Below are 21304 nucleotides of genomic sequence, written 5' to 3'. Positions count from 1 at the left end.
GGGCGGGGTGGGCGTGGCGGCCGTCTGGTGGGGAGGCGCCTCCGCGCTGGCGGGGACGCTGCTCCGCGCGCTCGGCGAACGGGAACCGGACCAGATCGCGCTGCACCACCTGGGTGCGTGTGACGCTGCCCTCCACGCGGCGGGCGCGGCGCTCGCCGGGGCCGCACATGAGGCGGACGCGAGCGGCGACTGCTCCTGGCCCGCGGCCCTGCGTGTGCGCAGCATCGTCCACGACGCCTGCGAGACGGTCCTCACCGCGGTCGCCCACACGCTGGGTCCAGGGCCGCTCACGCAGGACGAGGAGCACGCGCGCAGGGTGGCCGATCTGCAGGTCTACCTGCGGCAGCACAAGCCGGAGCGCGACCTCGCCGCCGTGGGAGAGGGCCTGCTCCAGGGCCTGCCGGCCGTATGGAGCGACCGGTGACGGCGGCGGACGCGCCGGGATTCCGGCACGAGGACGAGAGCACCGCGGAGGAGGTGTGGCGGGGGCACGCGGCGCTCGCCCGGGCCGAGGCCCTCGACCTGACTCCCTACCACCGGCTGCTCGTGGTCGCTGCCCACCCGGACGACGAGACCCTCATGGCCGGCGGCCTCCTCGCCGCCGCGGGTGCCCGGTCGATGCGTGTGGACGTGGTGGTGGCAAGCGCGGGAGAGGCCTCCCACCCGGATTCGCCCACGCACTCCCCGGAGCGCCTGGCCCGGCTGCGTGCACAGGAAGTGGCCGAGGCCGTCCGCGCGCTGGCGCCCACGGCCCGCCTGCATCTGCTGGGGATGGAGGATGGCGGGCTCGAGGCGTGTGGGGAGGAGCTCGTCGCGGCTCTCGTGCGGCTGCTGGGGGACGAGCCGCCGGGAGACGAGCTGCCCGGAGGCGAGTTGCCGGCAGGCGAGTTGCCGGGAGGCGTGCTGCCGCGGGATGACGGGGCGAGGACTCTTCTCGTCTCCACGTGGCGGGGTGACCGGCACCCGGATCACGCGGCCGTCGCCGCGGCGGCTGCCGCAGCCGCCTGGCGGACGGACGCCGTGCACCTCGAAGCCCCTCTGTGGCTGTGGCACTGGGGAGGCTCTGCGGATCTCGACGCGCTCGCTGCGGAGGCCGCGCTGCTGCGGTTCGACCTCTCCGCCGAGGCCGCGGCGCGCAAGCGGGCGGCCGTCTCGCTCCACAGGTCCCAGATCGAGCCGCTCGGCCCGGAACCGGGCGACGAGGTGCTGCTGAGCGCTGGGATGCTCTCCCACTTCGCGCGGCCGTTCGAGGTCTTCTGCATGCCGGAGCCGGGCGAGCCGAGCCCCTTCGAAGACCTGCACCGCACGGCCGCGGATCCCTGGGAGACCCGGACGAGCTGGTACGAGGCCCGCAAGCGGGCGCTCACGCTCGCGGCACTGCCTGCCCCGCGCTACGGCACGGCACTGGAGCTCGGATGTTCCGCGGGGGCGCTGGCGCAGGATCTGGCCGCTCGCTGCGACCGCGTGCTCGCCGTCGACGAGAGCGCGAGCGCACTGGACCGAGCGCGCGGCACCGTCACGAGCCCGCACGTCGAGTTCCTTCTCCGCCAGGTGCCCGAACAGTGGCCGTTCGAGGAGGGCGGAGCGGATCCCGCGCAGGCCTCGGACAGCGCGTCGGATGCCGGACCGGTGCCGGATCGCAGCCCGGCACCGGACCTCGTTGTGGTGTCGGAGGTCGGATACTTCCTCAGCCCTGCTCGTCTGCGGCGAACGGCCCGGCGCATCGCCGACACCGGCGCGCAGACGGTGGTGGCCTGCCACTGGCGGCATCCGATCGTGGGCTGGCCGCTCACGGCCGTCGAGGTGCACGCAGTCCTCGATGCACTGCTGCCGCTCCCGCGCACGGTCACCGTCGAAGACCCGGACTTCGAACTCGTGGTGTGGAGCACCGGTGCGCACGGCCCCGGGGCGGAGCTGTGACGGCGGAGGAGCGCGGGGATCGCCCGCCCCAGGAGGGTTCGCGGACTGCCGCTACTGCGGCGCCGGCCGCCTCAGCGCTGCCGGCCGGTGTGCCACTGCCCACCGCTGGGTCAGCGCTCGCCGGTGAGCCGCTGCCCGCCGGTGTTGCGCAGGCATTCGAGCCGGCGGCGCTCGCAGTGATCGTGCCGGCGCACAACGAGGAGGAGCTGCTGGGCGACTGCCTGCGTGCGATCGTCGCAGCGGCCTCGGCGACGGACCTGCCCACGCTGCTGGTGGTCGTGCTCGACCGCTGCTCCGACGGCAGCGCCGAGGTCGCCGCGCAGATCGCGGCCGAGGCCCGGGCCGGCTCCGCGATCCGCATCCTCGAGGGTGTGTTCCCGCACGTGGGTGCCGTGCGCAACGCGGGGGTGAGCGCGACCGCCGCGCACTGGCCGGGGATCCCCGCTCAGCGGATCTGGACGGCCCACACCGATGCTGATTCGCGTGTGCCCCACCATTGGCTCGCCCGGCAGGCGGAGTTCGCGAGGGCGGGATACGACCTCGTCGTCGGCACGGTGGAGCCCGATGAGGACCGGACGACGCCCGCCGGAAGTCTGTGGTTCGCCCGGCACGAGCTGTGCGAGGGGCACTCAGCGGTGCACGGAGCCAATCTGGGGATGCGCCTGAACCGGCTGCTGGAGGCGGGCGGGTTCAGCGCCCTGCCGGTGTCCGAGGACGTGGAGACGGTGCGTCGCCTCCAGCGCGCAGGCGTGCCCTGGATCGCGACGGACACCACCCGTGTGCTCACCTCGGCGCGGAGAGCCGGGCGCGCGCCGGGCGGGTTCGCCCGCTTCATGCGGGACCTCGACGGGATGGCGGCGAGCAGCTGAGCGGAGGCGGCTCACGCGTCACTGCATTCCGCACCGACCGGGCCGATCTTCTCGGCCGCACCCGTCTCCGCGCGGTGCTGGTGGTCCGCGAGCCCTGCCCGAGGAGGGGAGGCGCATACGCCCTGTGTCCATAGGTGGCTGTAATGTGTCCTCATGTCTCTCATCTCTCGTACGGGACGTGCGATCTCAGTCACAGGCGGTCGCCGCCTCGCGGCACTCGGGGCCTCTCTCGCCCTCCTCCTGACCGCCTGCTCTCCCGGCGGTGACACCGGCTCCGGCAGCGAGGCCGGCGGTGCCTCCGACGACGGCTGCACGCCCGTGGTCGTGGCGACGTCCTCGGAGAAGGTGAACATGATCGAGGCGCTCGCCGCCGCCTTCAAGGACTCACCGGAGCACGAGGCGCTGGCCGAGTGCGCCTCCGTGCGTCCCACGAACGTCTCCTCCGGGGACGCCGCGGCTCACCTGACAGCGGGCGGCGACTGGCCCACGCAGGACCAGTCCCTCTGGCCCACGCTCTGGTCCCCGGCCTCCACCGTGTGGACGGACCGGGTCGCCGCTGCGGCCTCGGCCTCATTGGTGGGCGAACCGGAGTCCTTCGCGCAGACGCCCGTGGTCTTCGGCATGCCGGAGCCCATGGCGCGGGCGCTGGGCTGGCCGGACAAGGACATCGGCATCTCCGATCTGGAGGACCTCTGCGCGGACCCGGAGGGCTGGGGCAGCGTCGGCAAGGACGTCTGGGGCTCCTTCAAGATCTCCAAGACCAATCCGCACACCTCCACGACCGGGCTCTCCGCCATCCTCATGCAGTCCTACGAGGCCGCGGGGAAGACGGACGGGCTGACAGCGGAGGACGTGGAGGAGGCGGAGGACTTCTCACGCGTGTTCGAGGAGTGCGTCATCCACTACGGCGACACCACCGGCAACGTCCTCAACACGCTCTACGAGGAGACGCAGGGCGGAGCCGGCGGTTCCGGCTACGTCTCCGCCGTGGCGCTCGAGGAGACCTCGCTGCTCAACTACAACCAGGGCAACCCGGAATCGCGCACCGTGCAGCCGGGCGAGACCCTCACCCCTCCACGGGAGAAACTCGTCGCCGTCTACCCCTCCGGCGGCTCCATGACCTCGGACAACCCCATCACGGTGCTGGGTGCGGACTGGGTGACGGAGGAGCAGCGGAGCGCAGGGCAGGCGTTCGTCGACTTCCTCGCCACGGCACCGGCCCAGAGCATCCTGCCGGAGTACGGCTTCCGTCCGCTGGACGCGTCCGTGCCGCTGGGCGAGCTGTTCACGGAGGAATACGGCGTGGATCCGGAGAAGCCGGGCACTCTCCTGCCCAAGCCGGAGGTGGACGTCATCTCCGCCGCGATCGATCAGTGGGCCCAGGTGCGCAAGCCGTCCTCGGTGGTGGAGCTCATCGACATCTCCGGTTCCATGGACACGGCCATCGACGACGGACGCACGCGGCTGGACGGCGCCATCGAGGGGGCGCAGTCCACGCTCGATCACTTCCGGCAGACGGACGAGGTGGGGGTATGGGCCTTCACCACCGGAGTGAGCTCGGAAGCCGGTGAGGGCATCCAGGTGATGCGGGAGGTCACGGCGCTGGGCTCTGATCGGGAGACGCTGGGCACCGCGCTCGACGATCTGCGCTACGCGCAGCGTGCCGGCACTCCGCTCTACGATTCCGTCGCGGCGGCGTACGAGGAGATGGACGCACGGGCGGAACCCGGCAGGATCAACGCGATCGTGCTCCTCTCCGACGGCGAGGACACGGATTCGCGCATCTCGCTCGACTCGCTCATCGCGCAGATCTCCCCGGAATCCGCAGAAGCCGGTGCGGATGCGGCTCAGGTCCGGATCTTCCCCATTGCCTATGGAGAGGAAGCTGACCCCACGGCGCTGCAGCGGATCGCGGACGCGACGGGCGGGCAGCTCTTCGACGCCTCCGACCCGGAGCAGATCGACCTGGTGTTCGCCTCCGTCATCAACAACTTCTGAACGTGCGGAGTGTCTGGAGGGGCGAGAGTGGATGACCGGCGAGGGGAGGGGCGATGACGGGCGGCGGATGGCTGGAGTCTGCTGAGGCGGGGCTCGCGGAGGGGCATGTCTACGTGTCGCCGCAGGTGCGGGATGCGGACGGTCTCGCGGACGCCGTGACCTCGGTGCTGCCGGATGACGGGAGCATCGCCGTCGCGGTGCTCCCGCAGGACGCTCGGCTGGAGGCCGCCTATTCGACCTATCACCTCGACCGGCTCTCGGAGAGCAGCGGTGCTGAGACCCTCGTCGTGGCAGTGGGTTCCGATCTGCAGGCGGACTCCACGGTGATCGACGGTGACGAGGCGATGCGGATCGCCAACGAGGCCGAGTCCGCCGCCGGCGGTGATGTGGAGGCGGCGCTCACGGAGACCGTCGAACACCTCTCCGCGGAGCTGCCTGCTTCCGAAGGGGCACCGGACACCGGCGCTGCGGCGGGCGGGGGCTGGGTGCTTCCCGTCGTGCTCATCGCGGCTGTGGTCGTGGCGGTGCCGAGCGCGGTGGCGGGTGCCGTCGTGCTGCGCCGGAGGAAGCGGAAGCGGCCTGCCGCCGAGGAACAGGGCCCGCAGCTGCCGGAGACGATCCGCGAGATCCTCGACGGGATCACCGCCCGGCGCCGGGACTACGCCGCTCGCGGCCGGGACGGCGATCTCACCGCCGCCCAGGTGGACAAGGAGCTCGAACGGATCGTCTGGAACATCCGCCAGCTGTTTGCGCGACTGGACGCCAAGGCAGGCGCGCAGCAGCGCATGCTCGCGGAGGTGGAGTACGAGGAGAAGCTCGGTCACCTGCGCGCGGCCGTCGAACGCGACTACCTGCTGGACCTGCTCGTGCACCCGGAGCTGTGGGACGATCCCGCGAGCCGGGTGGCAGAGGTCAGGGAGGCACTCCGTGCGGTGGGCGCGCAGCTCGTGGAGAACATCAAACAGGTGAATGCCGACCGTGCGCTGGAGTTCGAGGTGACGCTGGACTCGCTGATCGGCCGCGACGATCTGCCCGGACCCGGCGGATCAGGAGGATCAGGAGGTCCGGGCAGATCAGGAGGTCCGGGCAGCGGATGCTGAGCGTGGTCCCTCAGGCGTGCGGGTCCACGAGGATCTTCACAGCGGTGTTCTCCCTGTCGAGGAGCACGGAGAAGCCCTTCTCCACGATCTCCTCCGGCGTGATCCGTGTCGAGATGAAGGGAGCGAGGTTCAGGCCGCCGCCGTTCGCCATGGCGATCGCGTCGCGGTAGTCCTCGTCCAGGTAGCCGAACATTCCTGCGTAGGTGATCTCGGTCAGGTGCATCTCGTTCTGCACGTCGAGGTCGAGCGGCTTGCTGGGGATCGCGATGATCTGCAGGTGTCCGCCCGGGCGGATCGCGGCGATGAGATCGTGCGTGACGGGGACGACCCCGGCGCAGTCGAAGGCGACATCGACGCCGTCGCCGTTCGTGGCCTCGGCGACGACGGCCTGGAGGTCCTCGGTCATGGGGTCCACGGCCCGGTGTGCGGCCCCGTTGTCCAGGGCGGCCCGGCGCCGGGCCGGGTTGGGCTCGCTGATGATCACGTGGACGCCCTTGGCCTTGAGCGCGGCGGCGGTGAGCACGCCGATGGGTCCGGCGCCGCCCACCAGCGCGACGTCGCCGGCGGCCGCACCGGACCTGCGCACACCGTGGGTCGAGACCGCCAGCGGTTCGATCATGGCCGCCTGGTCGAGGGGGAGGTCGCCGACGGGGAAGGCGTTGGCCTCGGGCACGGTGACGAACTCGCTGAGTCCGCCGCCTCCGCCGGACAGGCCGAAGCCGCGGGAGTTCCTGCAGATGTTGGACAGCCCTGCGCGGCAGGCGGCGCAGGACCCGCAGGGCACGTTCGCCTTGACGGCGACCGCGTCGCCCACGGACAGCGAGGTGACTCCCTCGCCCAGGGCCGTGACCGTGCCCGCGAACTCGTGGCCCAGCACGACGGGGAGGGTCTCACCCGTGCGCGGCTGGGGCTGATCCGCCGTGGGAGTGGTGGGATAGGAAGGGCCGTTGTGGAAGAGGTGGAGGTCGCTGCCGCAGATGCCGGCCCAGGCCACCTCGATCCTCACCTCGCCCGCAGCCGGCGGAGCCGGTTCTGCGATGTCCTCGACGCGGACGTCGTTCTGCCCGTAGTACATGACAGCCTTCATAGCCGTCCTCCTTCGCAGTGAGCGGTGAGGCCGCAGGAGTGCGTGCGACCGGCCGGCCCAGTGGGCCCGTCGTCTCCGACGCTACTCCGCAGTACGGTGCGGTCGCAGTCGTCGCGGGTGTGAGATCGGAGTCAGATCTGCAGGGTGACTTCTACACGTTCCAGCGGCGCAGCTGGTTCTCGGGGACGAGGTCGACGGGGATCCCGTGTGCGTAGGGTTCGGGACCCAGCTTCATCGGTGTCCGGACGACGATGAACTGCCCCTGCCTGCCTGCGCGGCGGATGCTCCGCAGTTCGCTGAAGGGGATGAAGACGGAGCCCTTCCAGTCCGTGAGCGCGAAGCCGTGCGGGTACCACGTCGTGACGAGCTCGCGATGGGGTCCCATGCGGCTCTCCAGGCGGGAGCGGCCCATCGCCACACCCAGGGCCACGCCTCCGCCGAGACCCAGCGCCAGGACGAGGAGCCACACCAGGAATCCGATTCCGAGGACGATGAACACAGCAGTCCTGCCGGCGACCACTCCGAAACCGATCGCCACCAGCACGGCGATCCCCATGACGAGCACACCGGACGTCGGGACGGCGACTGCCGTCACGAGTTTCAGTCCCGAGTAGTAGACGGCGTCGGCGAGGTCTTTCACCTCAGCCGGGGAGAGCGGGCGCCGCAGGAGGACCTGACTGCCGTCGTGCGCCGCTGAAGGAGGGTGCATGCGCTGATTCTGGCACATCGCGAGCGGGGCACTGCGGCTCTGTGCCTCAGCGCCCGGGCATCGGGTGCCGGCCCACCGGGGACGATCGCTTCGCGGCAGCCGGCGTTTCGCGCAGGCTCAAGGCCCTTATGCACAAGCGCGGCGACGGCGCGCGTCTACGGTGTGCCCGTCATCGCCCGTGGACCCTGCTCGGGGCGATCACGGTGCTCGCGGCGGCGCTGACCGTGCTCACCGCCCTCATCGCCACGCACAGAGCCGTCCGAACCCCCGCCATCCGCGCCTTGGGCGGTCAGGGCTGAGGGTTCGGGGTGTTCCGGGTCCGTTCGTGCCGGGATCCGGCGGGGAGGAGTGCAGGGTGCATCGTGGGGACCGATGCTTCCGCCATGCGGAGCGCCGGTGCTCTGCATTGTGCCGCGGTGTCTGTGGAGGCGACCCGGTCAGACGAGCGGCAGGCGGCGGATGCTGATCCGCACTGAGAGATTCTGGTCGAGGAGCAGTCTCATGCTGTCCTGGTCAACGGCAGGTAGGTCTCCGAATCGAGCACAGCCGCGGCGTATCGCAGGGCGGCACGGATGTCCTCGGGCTCCAGATCGGGATGCTCGGCGACGATCTGTTCATCGGTCATCCCCTGGGCCACCATGCGGACCACCGTCTTCACGGGGAATCGCATCCCCCGGATCGTCGGCTGCCCGTCCATGATCTCGGGAGTCGTCGTGATTCTGTCGAACATGAGCTACCTCCACATGTTCGAAGCTCTTCGTCAACTCCGAACAGTGGGCCCCGTGGGGATCGAACCCACGACCCGCGGATTAAAAGTCCGCTGCTCTGCCAACTGAGCTAGAGGCCCCATTTTGCGGGGTTGACCAGGTCAAACGTTGTGTTCGCTGCTGCAGGTCAGTCCCGGCTTATCCCGTCGGTTCCCACGCATTCCCGGGATAGCGTGCTAGTAACGTGCTACCGGTGGCACGTGAGTGCCGACGAGTGGAGCATACCGCTTAGGCGGCCTCTCCGACAGTCGAGACCTGTGGGAGAGGCACTCCTGAAAGGCCGGCGGCTGCATGCCGGGGCAAGCTGGTGCGGTCCCAGTAGGAGGAATGCGCGACGGCTGCGGAGTGCCCCATGATCTTCTCTCGTTCGACTTCGGGGACGCCGGCCTCCATGAGGCGAGCTTCGACGGTTCGACGAAGAGTGTGGTTGGTCGCGGTGTGGAGACCTGCTTTGTCCAGGATGCGGCGGAAGCGCTTGTTGAGGACGTCCGGGTCTGGGGTCGTGTGCGTGGAGCTGGGAACGACCCACGTCCTGTCCGCCTCTGTCGCCTTGTCGGCGAGGTCGTCCAGGGCGGTGCGGCGCCTGCGGAAGATGTCGATGGCCTCGGGAGGCAGGGGAATAAGCCGGTACTCGAGAGCGTCCTTCGTCCATGACTCCCAGACGAGTCCACGACCCTTCTCTCGGACGAGCTTTCCGACCACGGAGATGGTGGGGATCTCACTGTCGAGGTCAACGTCCTGCCACCGCATCGAGTTCAGTTCTCCGATACGCAGTCCGAGGATAAGGGAGAGCGCGACGAGGTCGGCCAAGCCGTTGCGTCGCGACTTCGTCTCAGAGTAGACGACCGTGAGGAGTTGACTGATCTGGTCCTCGGCGAGGGTGTCGTTCTTGGTCCTCGGCGCGCCGTTCTTGTATACGCGGGCCGGTGCCCCCTTGGGCTTCTCCGGCAGCGGGCCCATGTCACGGACGGGATTGATCGGAATGATTCCATCGGCGACCGCTGTCTGAATCGACTTGTTCCAGAGCGCGCGGATGTGCTTGAGCTGGGAGTATCCTCCTGCTTCGGCGATGCGTCGTGCTTCGCGCTGGAGGTCGGAAGGGCGAAGGTCGGTGATGGGGATGTCCGCGATGGAGCTTCGGTGCTCGCCGTCGGCGGTGCACCAGGTGCGGTGGATGGATTCGTAAGTGGTCCTGGACCGGACCGTGCGCACGGTGGGGATAGCTCCGACAGCGAGGTCGGTGACATATGCGGTGAGCCGGTCGGCGACGGTGTCAATCGTGGTTGCGCAGCCGTCTTGCCGGCGGGCCTGTTCGACTTTCTTCTTCAGGGCCTGCTCAGCTATCCCCTTGGTACGCCCTTGGGCAGTGAGGCGACGGGGGCCTGTCGCAAACTGGTAGCGGACTCTGGCGCTCCACATGCTTCCACGGGGTGCTTTGTAGCCCTTCGGCTTGGTGCTCAGCGCAGTCCATGTAGCGCTGTTGGGCTCCCGGACGAGCCACGCAATGGGAGTGTGTTCTCCGCGGGGGAGTGCGGTGCGCGCCATCAGGCGGCCTCCCCGACCCAGGCGTCGAGGTCGGCCTTTCGGTAGCGGGGTCGGCCATGTCCGCCGCGAACAGCTGGGCCGGTCCCGGCGCTGGAGTAGTTGGCGAGAGTCTTCGCACTCAGGTGGAGATAGGTGGCCGCGCAGTCGCGGCACCAGAGACGGCGGCCGTGTGGGTCGGTGTCGATGCAGCACGACGTTTCGCCTGAAGGACTCGGTCCGCTGTTGGTGATGGCGGTGAGGTGCTCCTGCGTGAAGAGGACGATGTTGTCCATGCGCAGGTGCGGGATGAGTTCGGCGTGCGCGGCATCTTGGAGGAGCTCGGCGTCGACGTGGAGGAACTGAGCGGCCTGGGCCACTGAGAAGACGGATGCATGTGTCATATCCACCTGTGTGGGTCGACGTCCGTCCACACCGACGACGGTCGGGATCGTCGCCAGCGACATCGTTCGTCCTCCTCCCCGGGCCGGCTGTTCCGACGCTCAGGAACGTTGTCGGAGGAAGTGGGTGTGTCCGTGCCGGGATCTATGGTCGGTGCCATGTCTGAGAGATGGGAACCGCCGGCCCCGTACGAGGAGTGGGCGGCAGCAGAACCGGCGACGCGCAGGGCTGCGAAGCTCGCGCTGGGGTTGCACCAGGCGTTCCCGACGCTGCCGCGCTTCTACGCGCAGAACATCCGCGGGGGCGTGAGCGTCATCGCGCCGGACGGAGAAGAGCTCCGCGATCCAACGGATGAGGATGTGATCCGTGCGTGGATGGTCGAGCATGTCGACTTCGCGGGGCATCTCCTTACGGCGAACCCGCAAGTGGAGCTGGACCCGTACTGGGTGAGCCTGGCGGAAGAGCAGGGCCTTCTCCCTGAGCCGGCTGATGCGCCCGTCATCACGCATTCCCCTCAATGTCAAGGGTATCCGCCTGAGAGGCCGGAGTCCGTGCCGATCCGCAACAGCGTTCCGCCTTCGGGGTTCGCTGATGACCGGCCTGCTCTACCGGTGTTCGCGCGTATCGAATGGGCGACCGGAGAAGAGGTGCTGTCTGCGCGGGCGGTGGCGTATGACGTGTTCGCTCAGATCGTGAAGGTCGAGCTCGACGATGAGCGGTGCCGGAACCGGTGGGTGTGGCTGAAAGCGCGGGATATCCGCATCGATGACTCCCGCCCGGCGCCGAGGAAGGAAGGGTCGGGCCGGTAGACACTCCTGCTGGGCCCACGGGGGCTTCTCCCGGCTTCGGTCGCGTTCACGGGCGTCGGAGCCAGTGACTGATGGTGTCTCCGGTGACACCGAGCTCCCGTCCGATCCGGGCGAATGACCACCCGTCGGCACGAAGTGCTCGTGCCTGGGGCAGGAGGGTATTGCGTCTGCGCGTGGCGTAGCTCAGCGGTTCCAGATTGGGTTCTCGGGTGGCCTTGGCTCTTTGGTAGTAGTGGTGGCTGCAGAGTCCCTCTCGTGTACTCGGACGTTCGCAGTCATCCTTCTCGCACGGTGGTGCGGAGAGCGCACGTCGGCGCGCGTAGTGAGGTCGGCACAGGTCCAGCGCGACGACGGGATTGTCACATCCGGGGTAGAGGCAGCCTGCCATGCTCAGATAGTAGCCATGCGCATCCACCCGCAGAAAGAGGGGGATGAGGTAATCCGCCATCCTGTCCCTCGGTCATTTGCTCTTGTTTCTGCAGTGATATGTTCTTCGGGTACATGAAACTGATTGCGGGAGAAGCTGTGGCTCGTCAGGTAGTTGAGACGTTCGTTTCCGATATTTCCGGTGCAAGCGGCGACGACGTCCACACTGTAGTTTTCGGTCTGGATGATCGGCGGTACGAGATCGATCTCACCGAGGCGGAGGATGCGAAGCTGCGTGAGGCTCTGGAGCCGTATCTCGCAGTTGCTCGAAAGGCGAAGTCGTCTGCGTCTCCGGCGCGTGCGCGGGCATCGCGGTCGTCCGGCAGCGGGTATTCCCGTGAGGAGCTCGCTGATGCGCGTCAGTGGCTGAAGCTGCGCGGGCACGAAGTCAGTGACCGGGGCCGGATCAAGGCTGAGCTGCTCAAGGAGTGGGAGGACGCGGGCCGGCCGTCGGGGAACTGAAGGCTGCGATCAGCAAGACTTGCCCGGCCTTGTGCCCGAGTAAGCGTCATGGCGGCGTGCGTTCGAAGTGAACGCACGCCGCCGAGGTGTCTGAAGGCGGCAGATCAGCTTCCTATGGGTTCTACGAACCGCAGCCAAGTGGTGGCGTTCGTCCCCGGTCGCTGCACGGTCGCGGCAGGGCCGCTGGCTGAGAGGTTGAGTGCGTCGTGGTCGATGTCGGTCTCTTCCCACGCTTCCTCGCCCGAGCGGGCGTCAAGGGCTTTGAGGTTCCCGGGTGAGCTGACGAGGATCTCGTCTGTCGCCGGCACGTAGTGGGCGGTGCTGGGCGGGTTCTCCGTGTCGGGGGCGGATTCCCAGACGGTCTCGCCGGTGCGAAGGTCGAAGGCGGTCAGTCCGTCATGCTCGGTGGGGAGAACGAGTAGTGCCGGCGCGGATTCACTGGCGGGGACGACGGGGTCGAGCAGCGCGTCGGCTTCTCCTCCGGGTTGTGTTCCTGCACTGCGTGCTGCATCCCATCCGGTGATCTCCCACGTGTCCGGGTCTGAGCCGTCCGGAGTCCATGTGAAGATCTCTTCGCCGCTCGGGTCGCCCAGGAGCTGGGAGACGGGCATGACGTCCTCATCGGAGAGACGTTCGGTGGGGTTGCAGTAGGTGTAGCCGGAGGGGCTGGTAGTGCGGTTGTAGCTGCACAGCGGGTCATGAGGTGCGACCACTGCAGTAGCTTCGCCTTCGTCGTAGTCGTGGGTGTCGCCTTCTTGCCAGTAGTCGGCCCAGCGATCGACCCGGACTTGTTCGAAGGAGTCTCCTCCGGTGGCGATGGTGAAGGTGCCGTCTCCTCCGTCGCCGAAGTTCGTTGCTGCGGCACCTTGGGAGAGGTAGGCGTCTACGGAGCGGGTCTCGCCGGTCTGGACATCGGTGCGGGTGATTGTGGTGCCGAGGCGTTCGTAGAATACGCGGTCGTAGTACTGGCCGGTGAAGTCGAAGGCGCCGGCGACTGCGGTCTTGCCGATCTGGTCTTTGATGGGTTCGTAGAGCTGTTTGCCGGTGGCGCGATCGAGGCTGACCACGTGTGAGGCGAAGGGTGAGTCCGTGGGGATGTCGCTGGAGCAGAAGCCGGGGTGGAAGTCTTCGGGGTTGACTCCGTCATCGGTGTAGGAGACGACGAGGAGTTCGGGTGAGCGCGGGTCGACGTCGAAGTGGACGCCTTTGGCCGGTGTGCAGTTGTCGAGGTCACTGGGATTGAATCGCCAGAGCTGCTCGCCGGTGTCGGCATCGAGGGCGAGGAGAGGGTTGCCTTCGGTGTACATGACGTAGACGGCGTTGTCGTCCATCTCGACCTTGATGGGCTCCTGGTCGAGTCCGTCGGGGTCTTCGGGGAGGTCCCAGAGTCGCTGCCCGGTGGAGTCGAAGACTGCGGTTTCGTCCCCGCTGGAGAGCAGGGCCTTGTCGGTGCTGCTTGCTATGGCCTGCCAGTCACCGTCGAGTTCCTGCCACTCTCCCCACGCCGGCTCCGGAGGGGGCGCGCCGGCGTCACTGCCTCCGTCTTCGTCGGTGGACCCGCTGGAGGTGCAGGCGGCGAGGAACAGGGCGGCAGTTGAGGCGAGGGCGCCGAGGGTGAGGGGGCGACCTCGGCCTCGGTGGTGGGGGAGTGTGGTCATCAGGTTCCCTGTCATGAAATATGGGTAAGGCAGATTTCAAAGTACCGCATACAAGCGGGATAGTGGGATACCTGTCGGAGGCTGAGACCCCTACCGCTTCTACACGCGGGGTGCGATCCTTGTTCCATGTGTGGACGTTTCGCGGCTGATGTCGCCGTTGACAGGGACATCCGGCGGTTCCTCGATGTCACGGGCCAGCGGTTGACGGACTACGAGCCCGGCTGGCACGAGTCGTGGAACATCCCACCGACCCGCGGGATTCCGCTGCTGCGCGAGACGCTCACCGACGACGGTGAGCTCGTCCGTCACGCCGATACTGCGCACTGGTCGCTTGTCCCGCCGTGGTCGAGCGAGCTGAAGCAGCGCTATCCCACTTTCAACGCAAGGTGCGAGACACTGGCGGAGAAGCGGACGTGGAAAGGGCCGCTGAAGGGCAGCCGGGGCATCATCCCTGCGACTGGGTACTACGAGTGGACCTCGGAGCCGGGCGGCAAGAAGAAGCGCCCGCACTTCATCTACGACCCGGAGGGTGTGTTGCACTTCGCTGCGCTCTACTCCTGGTGGAGGCCGAAGGGCTCGGAGGATGAGTGGACGCTGACGGCCGCCATCGTCACTCGGCCGGCCACGGGCAATGTGAGCGTCCTTCACGACCGCACCCCGCTGGTGCTTCCCGACGACGCGATGGCCGACTGGCTCGACCCCGCGCGGGAGGGCGATCAGAGCCTGGTTGATGCGATGGTGGCGGCGTCGGATCCTGTCGTTGAGCGGCTGGCCTTCCATGAGGTGCGCGGACCACTGACGGGCGACGGACCGGAGCTGGCTGAACCGATCAACGGGTGAGTGTTTCCCCTCATTCTGTCGATGGTCCCCGGGGAGCCGTTCGCCGTAGCGAGACTTTGGCATCTGCCGACGTGCCGACAAGGGTAAACTCCGAACATGGATCAGCTAGGCATGCCACAGAAGCCGGGGACGGCGAGGACCCCAACTAATTTTTTTTCCGCCGAGCGGTTGGAGGCTATTGATGCATCGCTCGTCGGTTGCACGGCACGATTTCAGCTAGGGTTCTCGGGTTCTCCTGTGAGGCAGTTGGTAAATCGCTGGTTGACAGTCGGAGATGTAAAAATCCGGCAGTCCGTAGAGCCTTTCGAATATCAATACACTGACGTCATTACGACGGATGACGAAGTCCCCTATATGTTTGAGGTGACGCGGCGCCTTTGGTCGCGACAGGGCCAGTTCATCACCGTGGCGGAAGCTGAATTCACTGTGTCTGAGTTTCAGGTAGCAGACCAAATCAATGTGGCCCGCGCCCGTTGCGAGGCTGCGCTAGGTGCACTGACTGCAGTCATTGACGAGCGTTTCATTGATCGCCGTGTAGGTGAGTTCGTTAGAATTATTACTGAAGACGGCGAAGTGCCTGCGGATACCACAAATGCCATGAGGCCCTTCGCGCCTGGCGTGGAGGAGGTGGACTTAGCCGACCTCGAAGATAAGTCCGGGTCCTTCAGTGGAGATCCAGTCCTCCAATCTGCCCTCAAGTTCTACGCTCGCGGCGTTGAGAATCGACTGACGGAGGTTGGCTTCATACTTCTTTCCGCAACTGCAGATATGTTGGCGGGCGGCAGAAACAAACTCAAACCGGATGATTTGAAGACTGCGCTGGATGCGGCTGGAGAACCTGGCCGTTGGGGAATTGCTCGTCTGAAGAAGGTTGCCGGGACACGAGGCCGACTGATTCACAACGGGATGATTCCTACTGCAGAGATGTATGAACTCTGGTATGACCTTGAGGAGATAGTCCGTACACTGCTCCGGCATAAGATGAAAGTAACGAGCGCCTGGGATGTGCGAGTCCCGATGTACGAAGGACCAGTAGTAGCCCCAGATACTGAGTTCGACGTAGATCCTGTTCCACCTTGGGCAAATCGACAATCCTGAGTGCTGTCAAACCGTGCCATATTGCGGTGCTTGGGGTCGGCGGTGCGCTTAACCTACAGTCGCGGATCTATCCGCGGTTGTGTCATCGGAAGTCCCGGCTCGAGGCCGGCAGTCCTACTTCCACGGGTATGAGCTTGTGGGCGTAGAGGCTGACGACACCGCCGTCGCCGCGTTGGATGAGTCCGGTCACGGCCAGCCAGTTCGCCCGTAGCCCGGCGGTCTTGTAGTGGGCCATGAGGCCGGCAGTGCAGACAACGTTGAGCATCCCGAACTCGTCCTCGAGGTTGATGAACGTGATCCCCGAGGCGGTGGCCGGCCGCTGCCGGTGCGTGACGATTCCGGCGACGGTGATCCGTCGGCCGTCACCGGTTGAGAGGGTATCGGCGATCGAGGAGAAGCCGCGGGCGGTGAGCTTGTCGCGCAGCTGCGCGGTCGGGTAGCCGTTCACGGTGATGCCGGTGGAGATGAGCTCCGCAAGCGTGGTCTCGAACTCGTCCATGAGGGGCAGTGCCGGTGCTGCCTCGACGGTGGAGGTGTGGGGGAGGACGTCGGGACCGGCTCCTGCTTGCCCGCCGGCGATCCAGAGTGCCTGCCGGCGGTCGAGACCAAAGGACGTGAAGGCGCCGGCGGTGGCGAGTCCTTCGAGGGCCTTCTTGGGTGCTCCGGTGCGCTCAGCGAGATCCGCGATGGACGCGTATGCCTCGTCTTCGCGCTCGTCGACGATGTACTCGGCCGCGTCCCCGACACCGCGGACGGAGTCCAAGCCCAGGCGGATGCCGAGGACGCCTGTCTCGGTGCGTTCGAGATCGGCTTTCTGCTGAGACTGGTTGATGTCGACAGGCAGGATCGGTACGCCGTGGCGGCGGGCGTCGGCGATGAGGGACTGCGGGGAGTAGAACCCCATCGGCTGTGCCCGCAGGAGGCCGGCGGTGAAGGCTGCGTGGTGGTAGCGCTTGAACCAGGCGGAGTCGTAGACGAGATTGGCGAAGCTGATCGCGTGGGATTCTGGGAACCCGTAGTTCGCGAACGCCGCGATCTGCTCGAAGATCTGCCTGGCAGTGGCCTCCTCGACTCCACGAGTTGTGGCGCCGGCCATGAACCGGGCCTCGAGCTCGGCCATGCGCCGCTTGGATCGCTTGGCGCCCATGGCCTTGCGCAGGGCGTCAGCGTCGCCGCCGGTGAACCCGCCGACGTCGATCGCCATCTGCATGAGCTGCTCCTGGAACAACGGCACACCATGCGTTTTGCCCAAGGAGTTCTCCAGCAGCGGGTGGGCGAACGTGGTGGGTTCAGCACCAGACTTGCGTTTGATGTAGGGGTGGACGACCCCGCCCTGGATGGGGCCCGGGCGGATGAGCGCGACTTCGATCGCGAGGTCGTAGAAGCACTCCGGGCGCAGGCTGGGCAGGGTGGCGAGCTGGGCGCGGGACTCGACTTGGAACACGCCGATGGCATCGGCCCGGCAGAGCATCTCGAACACGGCGGGGTCTTCTTGAGGGATCTCGGCGCGGTCGATGCGTTCACCGGTGTGAGCGGCGATGAGGTCGATCATCTCGTGGAGCGCGGTGAGCATGCCCAGCCCCAGGAGGTCGAACTTGACCAGGTTCATGGCCGCGCAGTCGTCCTTGTCCCACTGGACGACGGTGCGGTCGTCCATGGTGGCGTGCTCGATGGGCACGATCTCTCCGATGGGCCGGTCGGCGAGGATCATGCCCCCGGAGTGGATGCCCAGGTGCCGGGGAGTGTCGAGGAGTTCTCCGGCGAGTTCGAGAACATAGGGCGGGATGTCGGTCTCGGAGGGCTCGGGCAGGCTCGACCACCGGTGGAGGCCTTTGGAGTAGGCGTCTTGCTGGCCGGGCTCGTAGCCGAGAGCGAAAGCGGCATCCCGGACGGCCGACTTCGCGCGGTAGGTGATGACATTGGCGACCTGGGCGGCGCGGTCGCGGCCGTAGTGGGAGTAGACGTACTGGATGACTTCTTCCCGGCGTCCGGACTCGATGTCGATGTCGATGTCCGGATACCCCTCGCGTTCGGGGGCGAGGAACCGGTCGAAGAGCAGTTCGTAGCGGACCGAGTCGACGGCGGTGATGCCGAGGACGAAACAGACCGCGGAGTTCGCCGCTGACCCGCGGCCCTGGCAGAAGATGCCTTCGCGTGCGCAGAACTCGGCAATGTCGTAGACGATGAGGAAGTACCCGCAGAACCCCATGGTAGTGATGGTGGTCAGTTCCCGGTCGAGCTGTGCCCAGGCGCGCGGGTTCTCTGTCCGGGGGCCGTAGCGGCGCTGGCCGCGTTCGTCGACGAGGCGGCGGAGGTAGCTTTCCTCGGTTTCGCCGGCGGGGATCGGGGCGCGCGGGAGATCCGGTTGTGCGGCAGTGAGCGAGAAGGCGCACTCGCGTGCGATGCGCACGGATTCCTGGATCTCCTCGTGCGTATACCTCTGCAGCATCTCTTCCCCGGAATGGATGCGCCGAGCAGAGGTGGGTGGCAACCAGCCGCTCATCTCCTGGAGAGACCGACGCGCGCGGATAGCAGCTCGCACGGCACTGGTGCGGTAGTGGGCCTTGGTGGCGTAGTGGACGTTGTTCGTCGCGACGACGGGCACACGACACCGCTGTGCGAGGGAGTAGAGGTGATCGAGTCGGCGATCGTCGTCCGGCAGCCGCTGATGGTTGATCTCGACGACGACGCGGTCCCGTCCGAACAGATCTACGAGATACCGCAGCATGCCGAGCCCACCGTCAGGGTCCGTGAGAGCCTGGTGCAGCGGTCCTTTGCGACATCCGGTAAGGATCATCCAGTCAGCGTCCTTGGCGGCGAGCTCCTCGAGGCTGCCGAACACGGGCCGGTTCTTCTCCCCGCGGAGGTTGGCCTCGGTGATCGTCGCAGACAGCTGACGGTAGCCGGTCAGCCCTCGTGCCAGGACGAGGAGGTGAGTGGCCTGGGGGTCGACCTGGCCGGGGATGGGTTCGTGCAGGTCGAGGGAGAGCTCGGAGCCGAACACAGTCGGTAGGCCGATGTGATCGGCGGCCGCGGCGAGCTGCACGGCACCTTGGAGTCCGTTGTGATCGGTGAGCGCGAGAGCTTCGAGACCGGCCGCGGCCGCGGTATCGACGAGGTCCTCAGGCGAGCTCGCTCCATCGAGGAAACTGAACGTGCTGTGCACGTGGAGCTCGGCCCAGCCCACGGCGGCTTCACGGCGTGCGGGGTGCCGGCCCGCGGGTTCGGCGTAGCGGTCGGTGCCGTCGGATCCGCCGGGGCCGACGGAGACCTGGTGGCGGTCGGGACGGGAGTAGGCGGGAGCGTCTGAGCCGGTGGCTTCCGTGTGCGTGCCGGCAAGCCGGTTGGCGACCTCGGTCCAGGGGGTGCGCGGATTGGAGAAACCCATGCGGACTAGTATCGAACAGGTGTTCTAAATATGCCAAGGAGCGCTGGTGACGGGCCAGGGCCTGCGATGATGAGGCCAGGTGTGCCACCAGAAGGGATTCCATCGATGACTCTCACGCTCGACTCGGTCTTGCGCAGTGCCAGTCTTGATCCTGCCGATGTTCAGGTCCTTCGCCATGCCTACGTGCGCGAGCATGAGGACTCGGGGCTGCAGGGGATCCATGCCGACTCCACGGATGCGGAGATCCTTGCCTACACGAGTCAACAGTCTGTGCGGACGCGCGTGTTCCCTGCCGTGCCGCCGTCGACCTGGGTCGTGTTCATCCGCGAAGGTGGCGACCGCGCGCGTCTATGGTCAGTGGTGGAGAACCGTGGTGAAGTCGCCAACGATGGCCGGCTTCGCACCTTCGACCTCGTCCGTTCCGACCGGCTGGCAGATCTTAGGGGTCGTCTCGTCATTGGGTGGAAGTCACCGAGGACCTGGCGGCTGACTGGTCAGACTGCCGCGGCCTACCCCGTTATCGAGATCGCTGATGCAGAGCCGGTGCCGTTCCCCGGCTTCGATCGGCTCGTGCTCGACTACCCTCGCCTGCAGGCTGTCATGCGAGAGCCACGTTACGCGGCCTGGCGGACTGCACTGTCCTCAGTGCTGGGCATCTACCTCATCACGGATACCCGCGATGGTCGCCACTATGTCGGTAAGGCGGATGGCGCGGAGAGCATCCGCCAGCGCTGGAGCGCCTACGCGGCCAACGGCCACGGCGGAAACGTCGAGTTGCGGGGCTTGGATCCTTCCGGGTTCCGGTTCTCCTTGCTGCGGGTGTTCGATCCCTCGACACCCACCAGCGAGATCGACGCTGCTGAGAGTCATTTCAAGACCGCACTCGATACCCGCCGCCATGGACTGAACAGGAACTGACAAGTCGACGGCAGCGTCGTCTATAGCCTCATGACCCCGGTGATGTCGACGCTGCCATCGATTCGCTCGCACTCGCGGAGATCCGCCAGGCATGGTGGGCAAAGCAGAGCCACCTCCTCATGCCAGCGGCCCATACCGCACGAGTACTCCGACCGCACTTGCCACTGCGCGCCTTCATCGCAACGGGCTTCGTCGAGGACGTCTTCTCCGCAGAGGACCTCGACTGCTTCCGGATAGTGGCAGTACCCGGCCGTGCACTCGCATGCGACGGAGAGGCTCAGGTCGACGCCGAGCTCGACGTCGGTCTCGGTCACAGCTTCATCAGCCGGACGATGTGGGCCCATCCTGTGCGCTCGTAGGCTTGGACGTCCTCCAGGCAGCATTCGCAGAGCGCCTCAATAACGTCGTGGTCGCAGCCGTGGCGACATTGGTACTGGTTCCGGAGGCGATAGACGGCCGCGGACCGGCATCGCTGATCGGTGGAGCCGTGCTGGTGGTGGCAGCCAGTCTGGATGCACTCGCACCGGACCTCCGATGTGAGGTTGAGGTCGAGCTCGGCTTCGAGGACGGTGTCGGTGGCGGTCATGTCTCCGTGTCGGAGGAGGGTGCCCCACCTTGGAGGGCGCCGATGACGCGGTCGAGTCGTGCCCGAGCTTCCAGGAGCAGAGGGAGCTGTGCATCGGCGATGCGGGTCCGGTTGCGCTTCCACCGATCATCGGCGAGCAGTCCGGCCAGCTTGCGTGTGGTCTTGTTCAGCTCCCAGGTGTGGCGTGCGGCTTCCTCCGGAAGCGGTATGCGTGGAGGGGGCGTGTAGTCGTCCGGCCGCTGCTTCAGGCGGTGCTTTCGCGTGCGGCAGGCCGGGGAGCAGGTTTGCGCATCAGCCCTCTTCGGCGTGAACAGGTTCCCGCAAGTGTCACACTTCTTCTGCATGTAACAGATAGTATCTCGAGCATCGGAGAGCCTCAAGTGTTACGAGGTGGCGGGGTGGTAATGGATGCGTTCCGCTCGGGCCGGGTAGCGGTGCGAAAGGTCTGCTGGAAGCGTTGCGGGGTCGACCGCGCGATACCTGCGCCGAGCCGGGGTGGGCTGTAGGTGTTACGACATCCCGGTGTTGTAACGGATGAGTTGGGGTTTCGACTCCGACAGGCGGGGTGACACCAACTACCAGGAGCGCCTCATGCATGTCTTTGTCTGAAGCGCCCTGGGTTCCGTTCCGAGTCTCAGCAAGGAGAATCGGAGCATGCCCAAGAAGTTCAGTCCAGAGCTGCGTGACCGCGCCGTGCGCATGGTCTACGACCGTCACGCCCGCGAAGGCGGTCCCCGCGCAGCATC

18 protein-coding genes, 1 tRNA gene and 1 pseudogene are annotated in these 21304 nt (G+C 67.0%); 10 read left to right on the top strand and 10 right to left on the bottom strand.

What is annotated here, in order from left to right; translation table 11 throughout:
* From Q0A33_RS04155 to Q0A33_RS04135, 5 genes and pseudogenes are all read left to right on the top strand, one after another.
* Nucleotides 1-424, top strand: a pseudogene (locus Q0A33_RS04155) (acyl-CoA dehydrogenase); the annotation flags it as partial.
* On the top strand, nt 421-1920 hold the full coding sequence (locus Q0A33_RS04150; protein ID WP_291793544.1) for a bifunctional PIG-L family deacetylase/class I SAM-dependent methyltransferase: 1500 nt from the start codon (nt 421-423) through the stop codon (nt 1918-1920). The pseudogene Q0A33_RS04155 and the gene Q0A33_RS04150, both read left to right, overlap by 4 nt.
* Nucleotides 1921-2009: 89 nt before the next feature.
* Nucleotides 2010-2789, top strand: coding sequence for a glycosyltransferase (locus Q0A33_RS04145; protein WP_291793540.1), 780 nt, complete (start codon nt 2010-2012; stop codon nt 2787-2789).
* A 153-nt stretch (nt 2790-2942) separates the two neighbouring features.
* Complete coding sequence (locus Q0A33_RS04140; RefSeq protein ID WP_291793537.1) at nt 2943-4787, top strand: substrate-binding and VWA domain-containing protein; 1845 nt, start codon at nt 2943-2945, stop codon at nt 4785-4787.
* A 53-nt stretch (nt 4788-4840) separates the two neighbouring features.
* Complete coding sequence (locus tag Q0A33_RS04135; protein ID WP_291793533.1) at nt 4841-5887, top strand: hypothetical protein; 1047 nt, start codon at nt 4841-4843, stop codon at nt 5885-5887.
* 10 nt (nt 5888-5897) lie between these two features.
* Here the strand turns inward: Q0A33_RS04135 and Q0A33_RS04130 are convergent, their stop codons facing one another.
* From Q0A33_RS04130 to Q0A33_RS04105, 6 genes are all read right to left on the bottom strand, one after another.
* A complete protein-coding gene (locus Q0A33_RS04130) occupies nt 5898-6974 on the bottom strand; it encodes a 2,3-butanediol dehydrogenase (RefSeq protein WP_291793530.1) in 1077 nt (358 codons plus the stop codon).
* Nucleotides 6975-7125: 151 nt separating this feature from the next.
* Nucleotides 7126-7683: a hypothetical protein gene (locus Q0A33_RS04125; protein ID WP_291793527.1), complete on the bottom strand. Its 558-nt coding sequence runs from the start codon at nt 7681-7683 to the stop codon at nt 7126-7128.
* A gap of 499 nt (nt 7684-8182) precedes the next feature.
* Nucleotides 8183-8413, bottom strand: a complete 231-nt coding sequence (locus Q0A33_RS04120) for a DUF433 domain-containing protein (protein WP_291793524.1) — start codon at nt 8411-8413, stop codon at nt 8183-8185.
* A gap of 44 nt (nt 8414-8457) precedes the next feature.
* Nucleotides 8458-8530 (bottom strand) — tRNA-Lys (locus Q0A33_RS04115).
* Between the two features lie 148 nt (nt 8531-8678).
* Nucleotides 8679-9995 (bottom strand): tyrosine-type recombinase/integrase, encoded by a 1317-nt coding sequence (locus tag Q0A33_RS04110; RefSeq protein WP_291793521.1) that lies wholly within the window; start codon nt 9993-9995, stop codon nt 8679-8681.
* Nucleotides 9995-10438: a helix-turn-helix domain-containing protein gene (locus Q0A33_RS04105; RefSeq protein WP_291793519.1), complete on the bottom strand. Its 444-nt coding sequence runs from the start codon at nt 10436-10438 to the stop codon at nt 9995-9997. Before Q0A33_RS04105 ends, Q0A33_RS04110 begins: the two co-directional genes overlap by 1 nt.
* 93 nt (nt 10439-10531) lie before the next feature.
* Here Q0A33_RS04105 and Q0A33_RS04100 point away from each other — a divergent pair, with 93 nt between their 5' ends.
* Nucleotides 10532-11182: a hypothetical protein gene (locus Q0A33_RS04100; RefSeq protein WP_291793517.1), complete on the top strand. Its 651-nt coding sequence runs from the start codon at nt 10532-10534 to the stop codon at nt 11180-11182.
* Nucleotides 11183-11683: 501 nt separating this feature from the next.
* Nucleotides 11684-12070, top strand: coding sequence for an Lsr2 family protein (locus Q0A33_RS04095; RefSeq protein ID WP_291793515.1), 387 nt, complete (start codon nt 11684-11686; stop codon nt 12068-12070).
* 104 nt (nt 12071-12174) lie between these two features.
* Here Q0A33_RS04095 and Q0A33_RS04090 read toward each other — a convergent pair whose 3' ends face one another.
* The gene (locus Q0A33_RS04090; RefSeq protein ID WP_291793512.1) at nt 12175-13743 is read right to left on the bottom strand and encodes a PQQ-binding-like beta-propeller repeat protein; all 1569 of its coding nucleotides are present in this window, start codon (nt 13741-13743) and stop codon (nt 12175-12177) included.
* A 111-nt stretch (nt 13744-13854) separates the two neighbouring features.
* On the opposite strand from Q0A33_RS04090, the gene Q0A33_RS04085 reads away from it, so the two are divergent.
* Together Q0A33_RS04085 and Q0A33_RS04080 are read left to right on the top strand one after the other, a co-directional pair.
* A complete protein-coding gene (locus tag Q0A33_RS04085) occupies nt 13855-14568 on the top strand; it encodes an SOS response-associated peptidase (protein ID WP_291793510.1) in 714 nt (237 codons plus the stop codon).
* A 96-nt stretch (nt 14569-14664) separates the two neighbouring features.
* Nucleotides 14665-15666: a hypothetical protein gene (locus Q0A33_RS04080; protein WP_291793508.1), complete on the top strand. Its 1002-nt coding sequence runs from the start codon at nt 14665-14667 to the stop codon at nt 15664-15666.
* A gap of 82 nt (nt 15667-15748) precedes the next feature.
* On the opposite strand, the gene Q0A33_RS04075 is transcribed toward Q0A33_RS04080, so the two are convergent.
* On the bottom strand, nt 15749-19054 hold the full coding sequence (locus tag Q0A33_RS04075) for an error-prone DNA polymerase (RefSeq protein ID WP_291793505.1): 3306 nt from the start codon (nt 19052-19054) through the stop codon (nt 15749-15751).
* Between the two features lie 105 nt (nt 19055-19159).
* Between Q0A33_RS04075 and Q0A33_RS04070 the strand changes: the two genes are divergently transcribed.
* Entirely contained in the window at nt 19160-19972 is an 813-nt protein-coding gene (locus tag Q0A33_RS04070) for a GIY-YIG nuclease family protein (RefSeq protein ID WP_291793502.1), read from the top strand.
* Nucleotides 19973-19992: 20 nt separating this feature from the next.
* On the opposite strand, the gene Q0A33_RS04065 is transcribed toward Q0A33_RS04070, so the two are convergent.
* Nucleotides 19993-20286 carry a hypothetical protein gene (locus Q0A33_RS04065; RefSeq protein WP_291793499.1) on the bottom strand — a complete coding sequence of 98 codons (294 nt, stop codon included), beginning with the start codon at nt 20284-20286 and terminating at the stop codon, nt 19993-19995.
* Nucleotides 20283-20558 carry a hypothetical protein gene (locus Q0A33_RS04060; RefSeq protein ID WP_291793494.1) on the bottom strand — a complete coding sequence of 92 codons (276 nt, stop codon included), beginning with the start codon at nt 20556-20558 and terminating at the stop codon, nt 20283-20285. Before Q0A33_RS04060 ends, Q0A33_RS04065 begins: the two co-directional genes overlap by 4 nt.
* Nucleotides 20559-21304: the final 746 nt, after the last annotated feature.

The organism is Brevibacterium sp., from assembly GCF_022712115.1.
GTDB classification, from domain to species: Bacteria; Actinomycetota; Actinomycetes; order Actinomycetales; family Brevibacteriaceae; genus Brevibacterium; species Brevibacterium salitolerans.
This window is presented reverse-complemented; position numbering and strand designations above follow the sequence as displayed.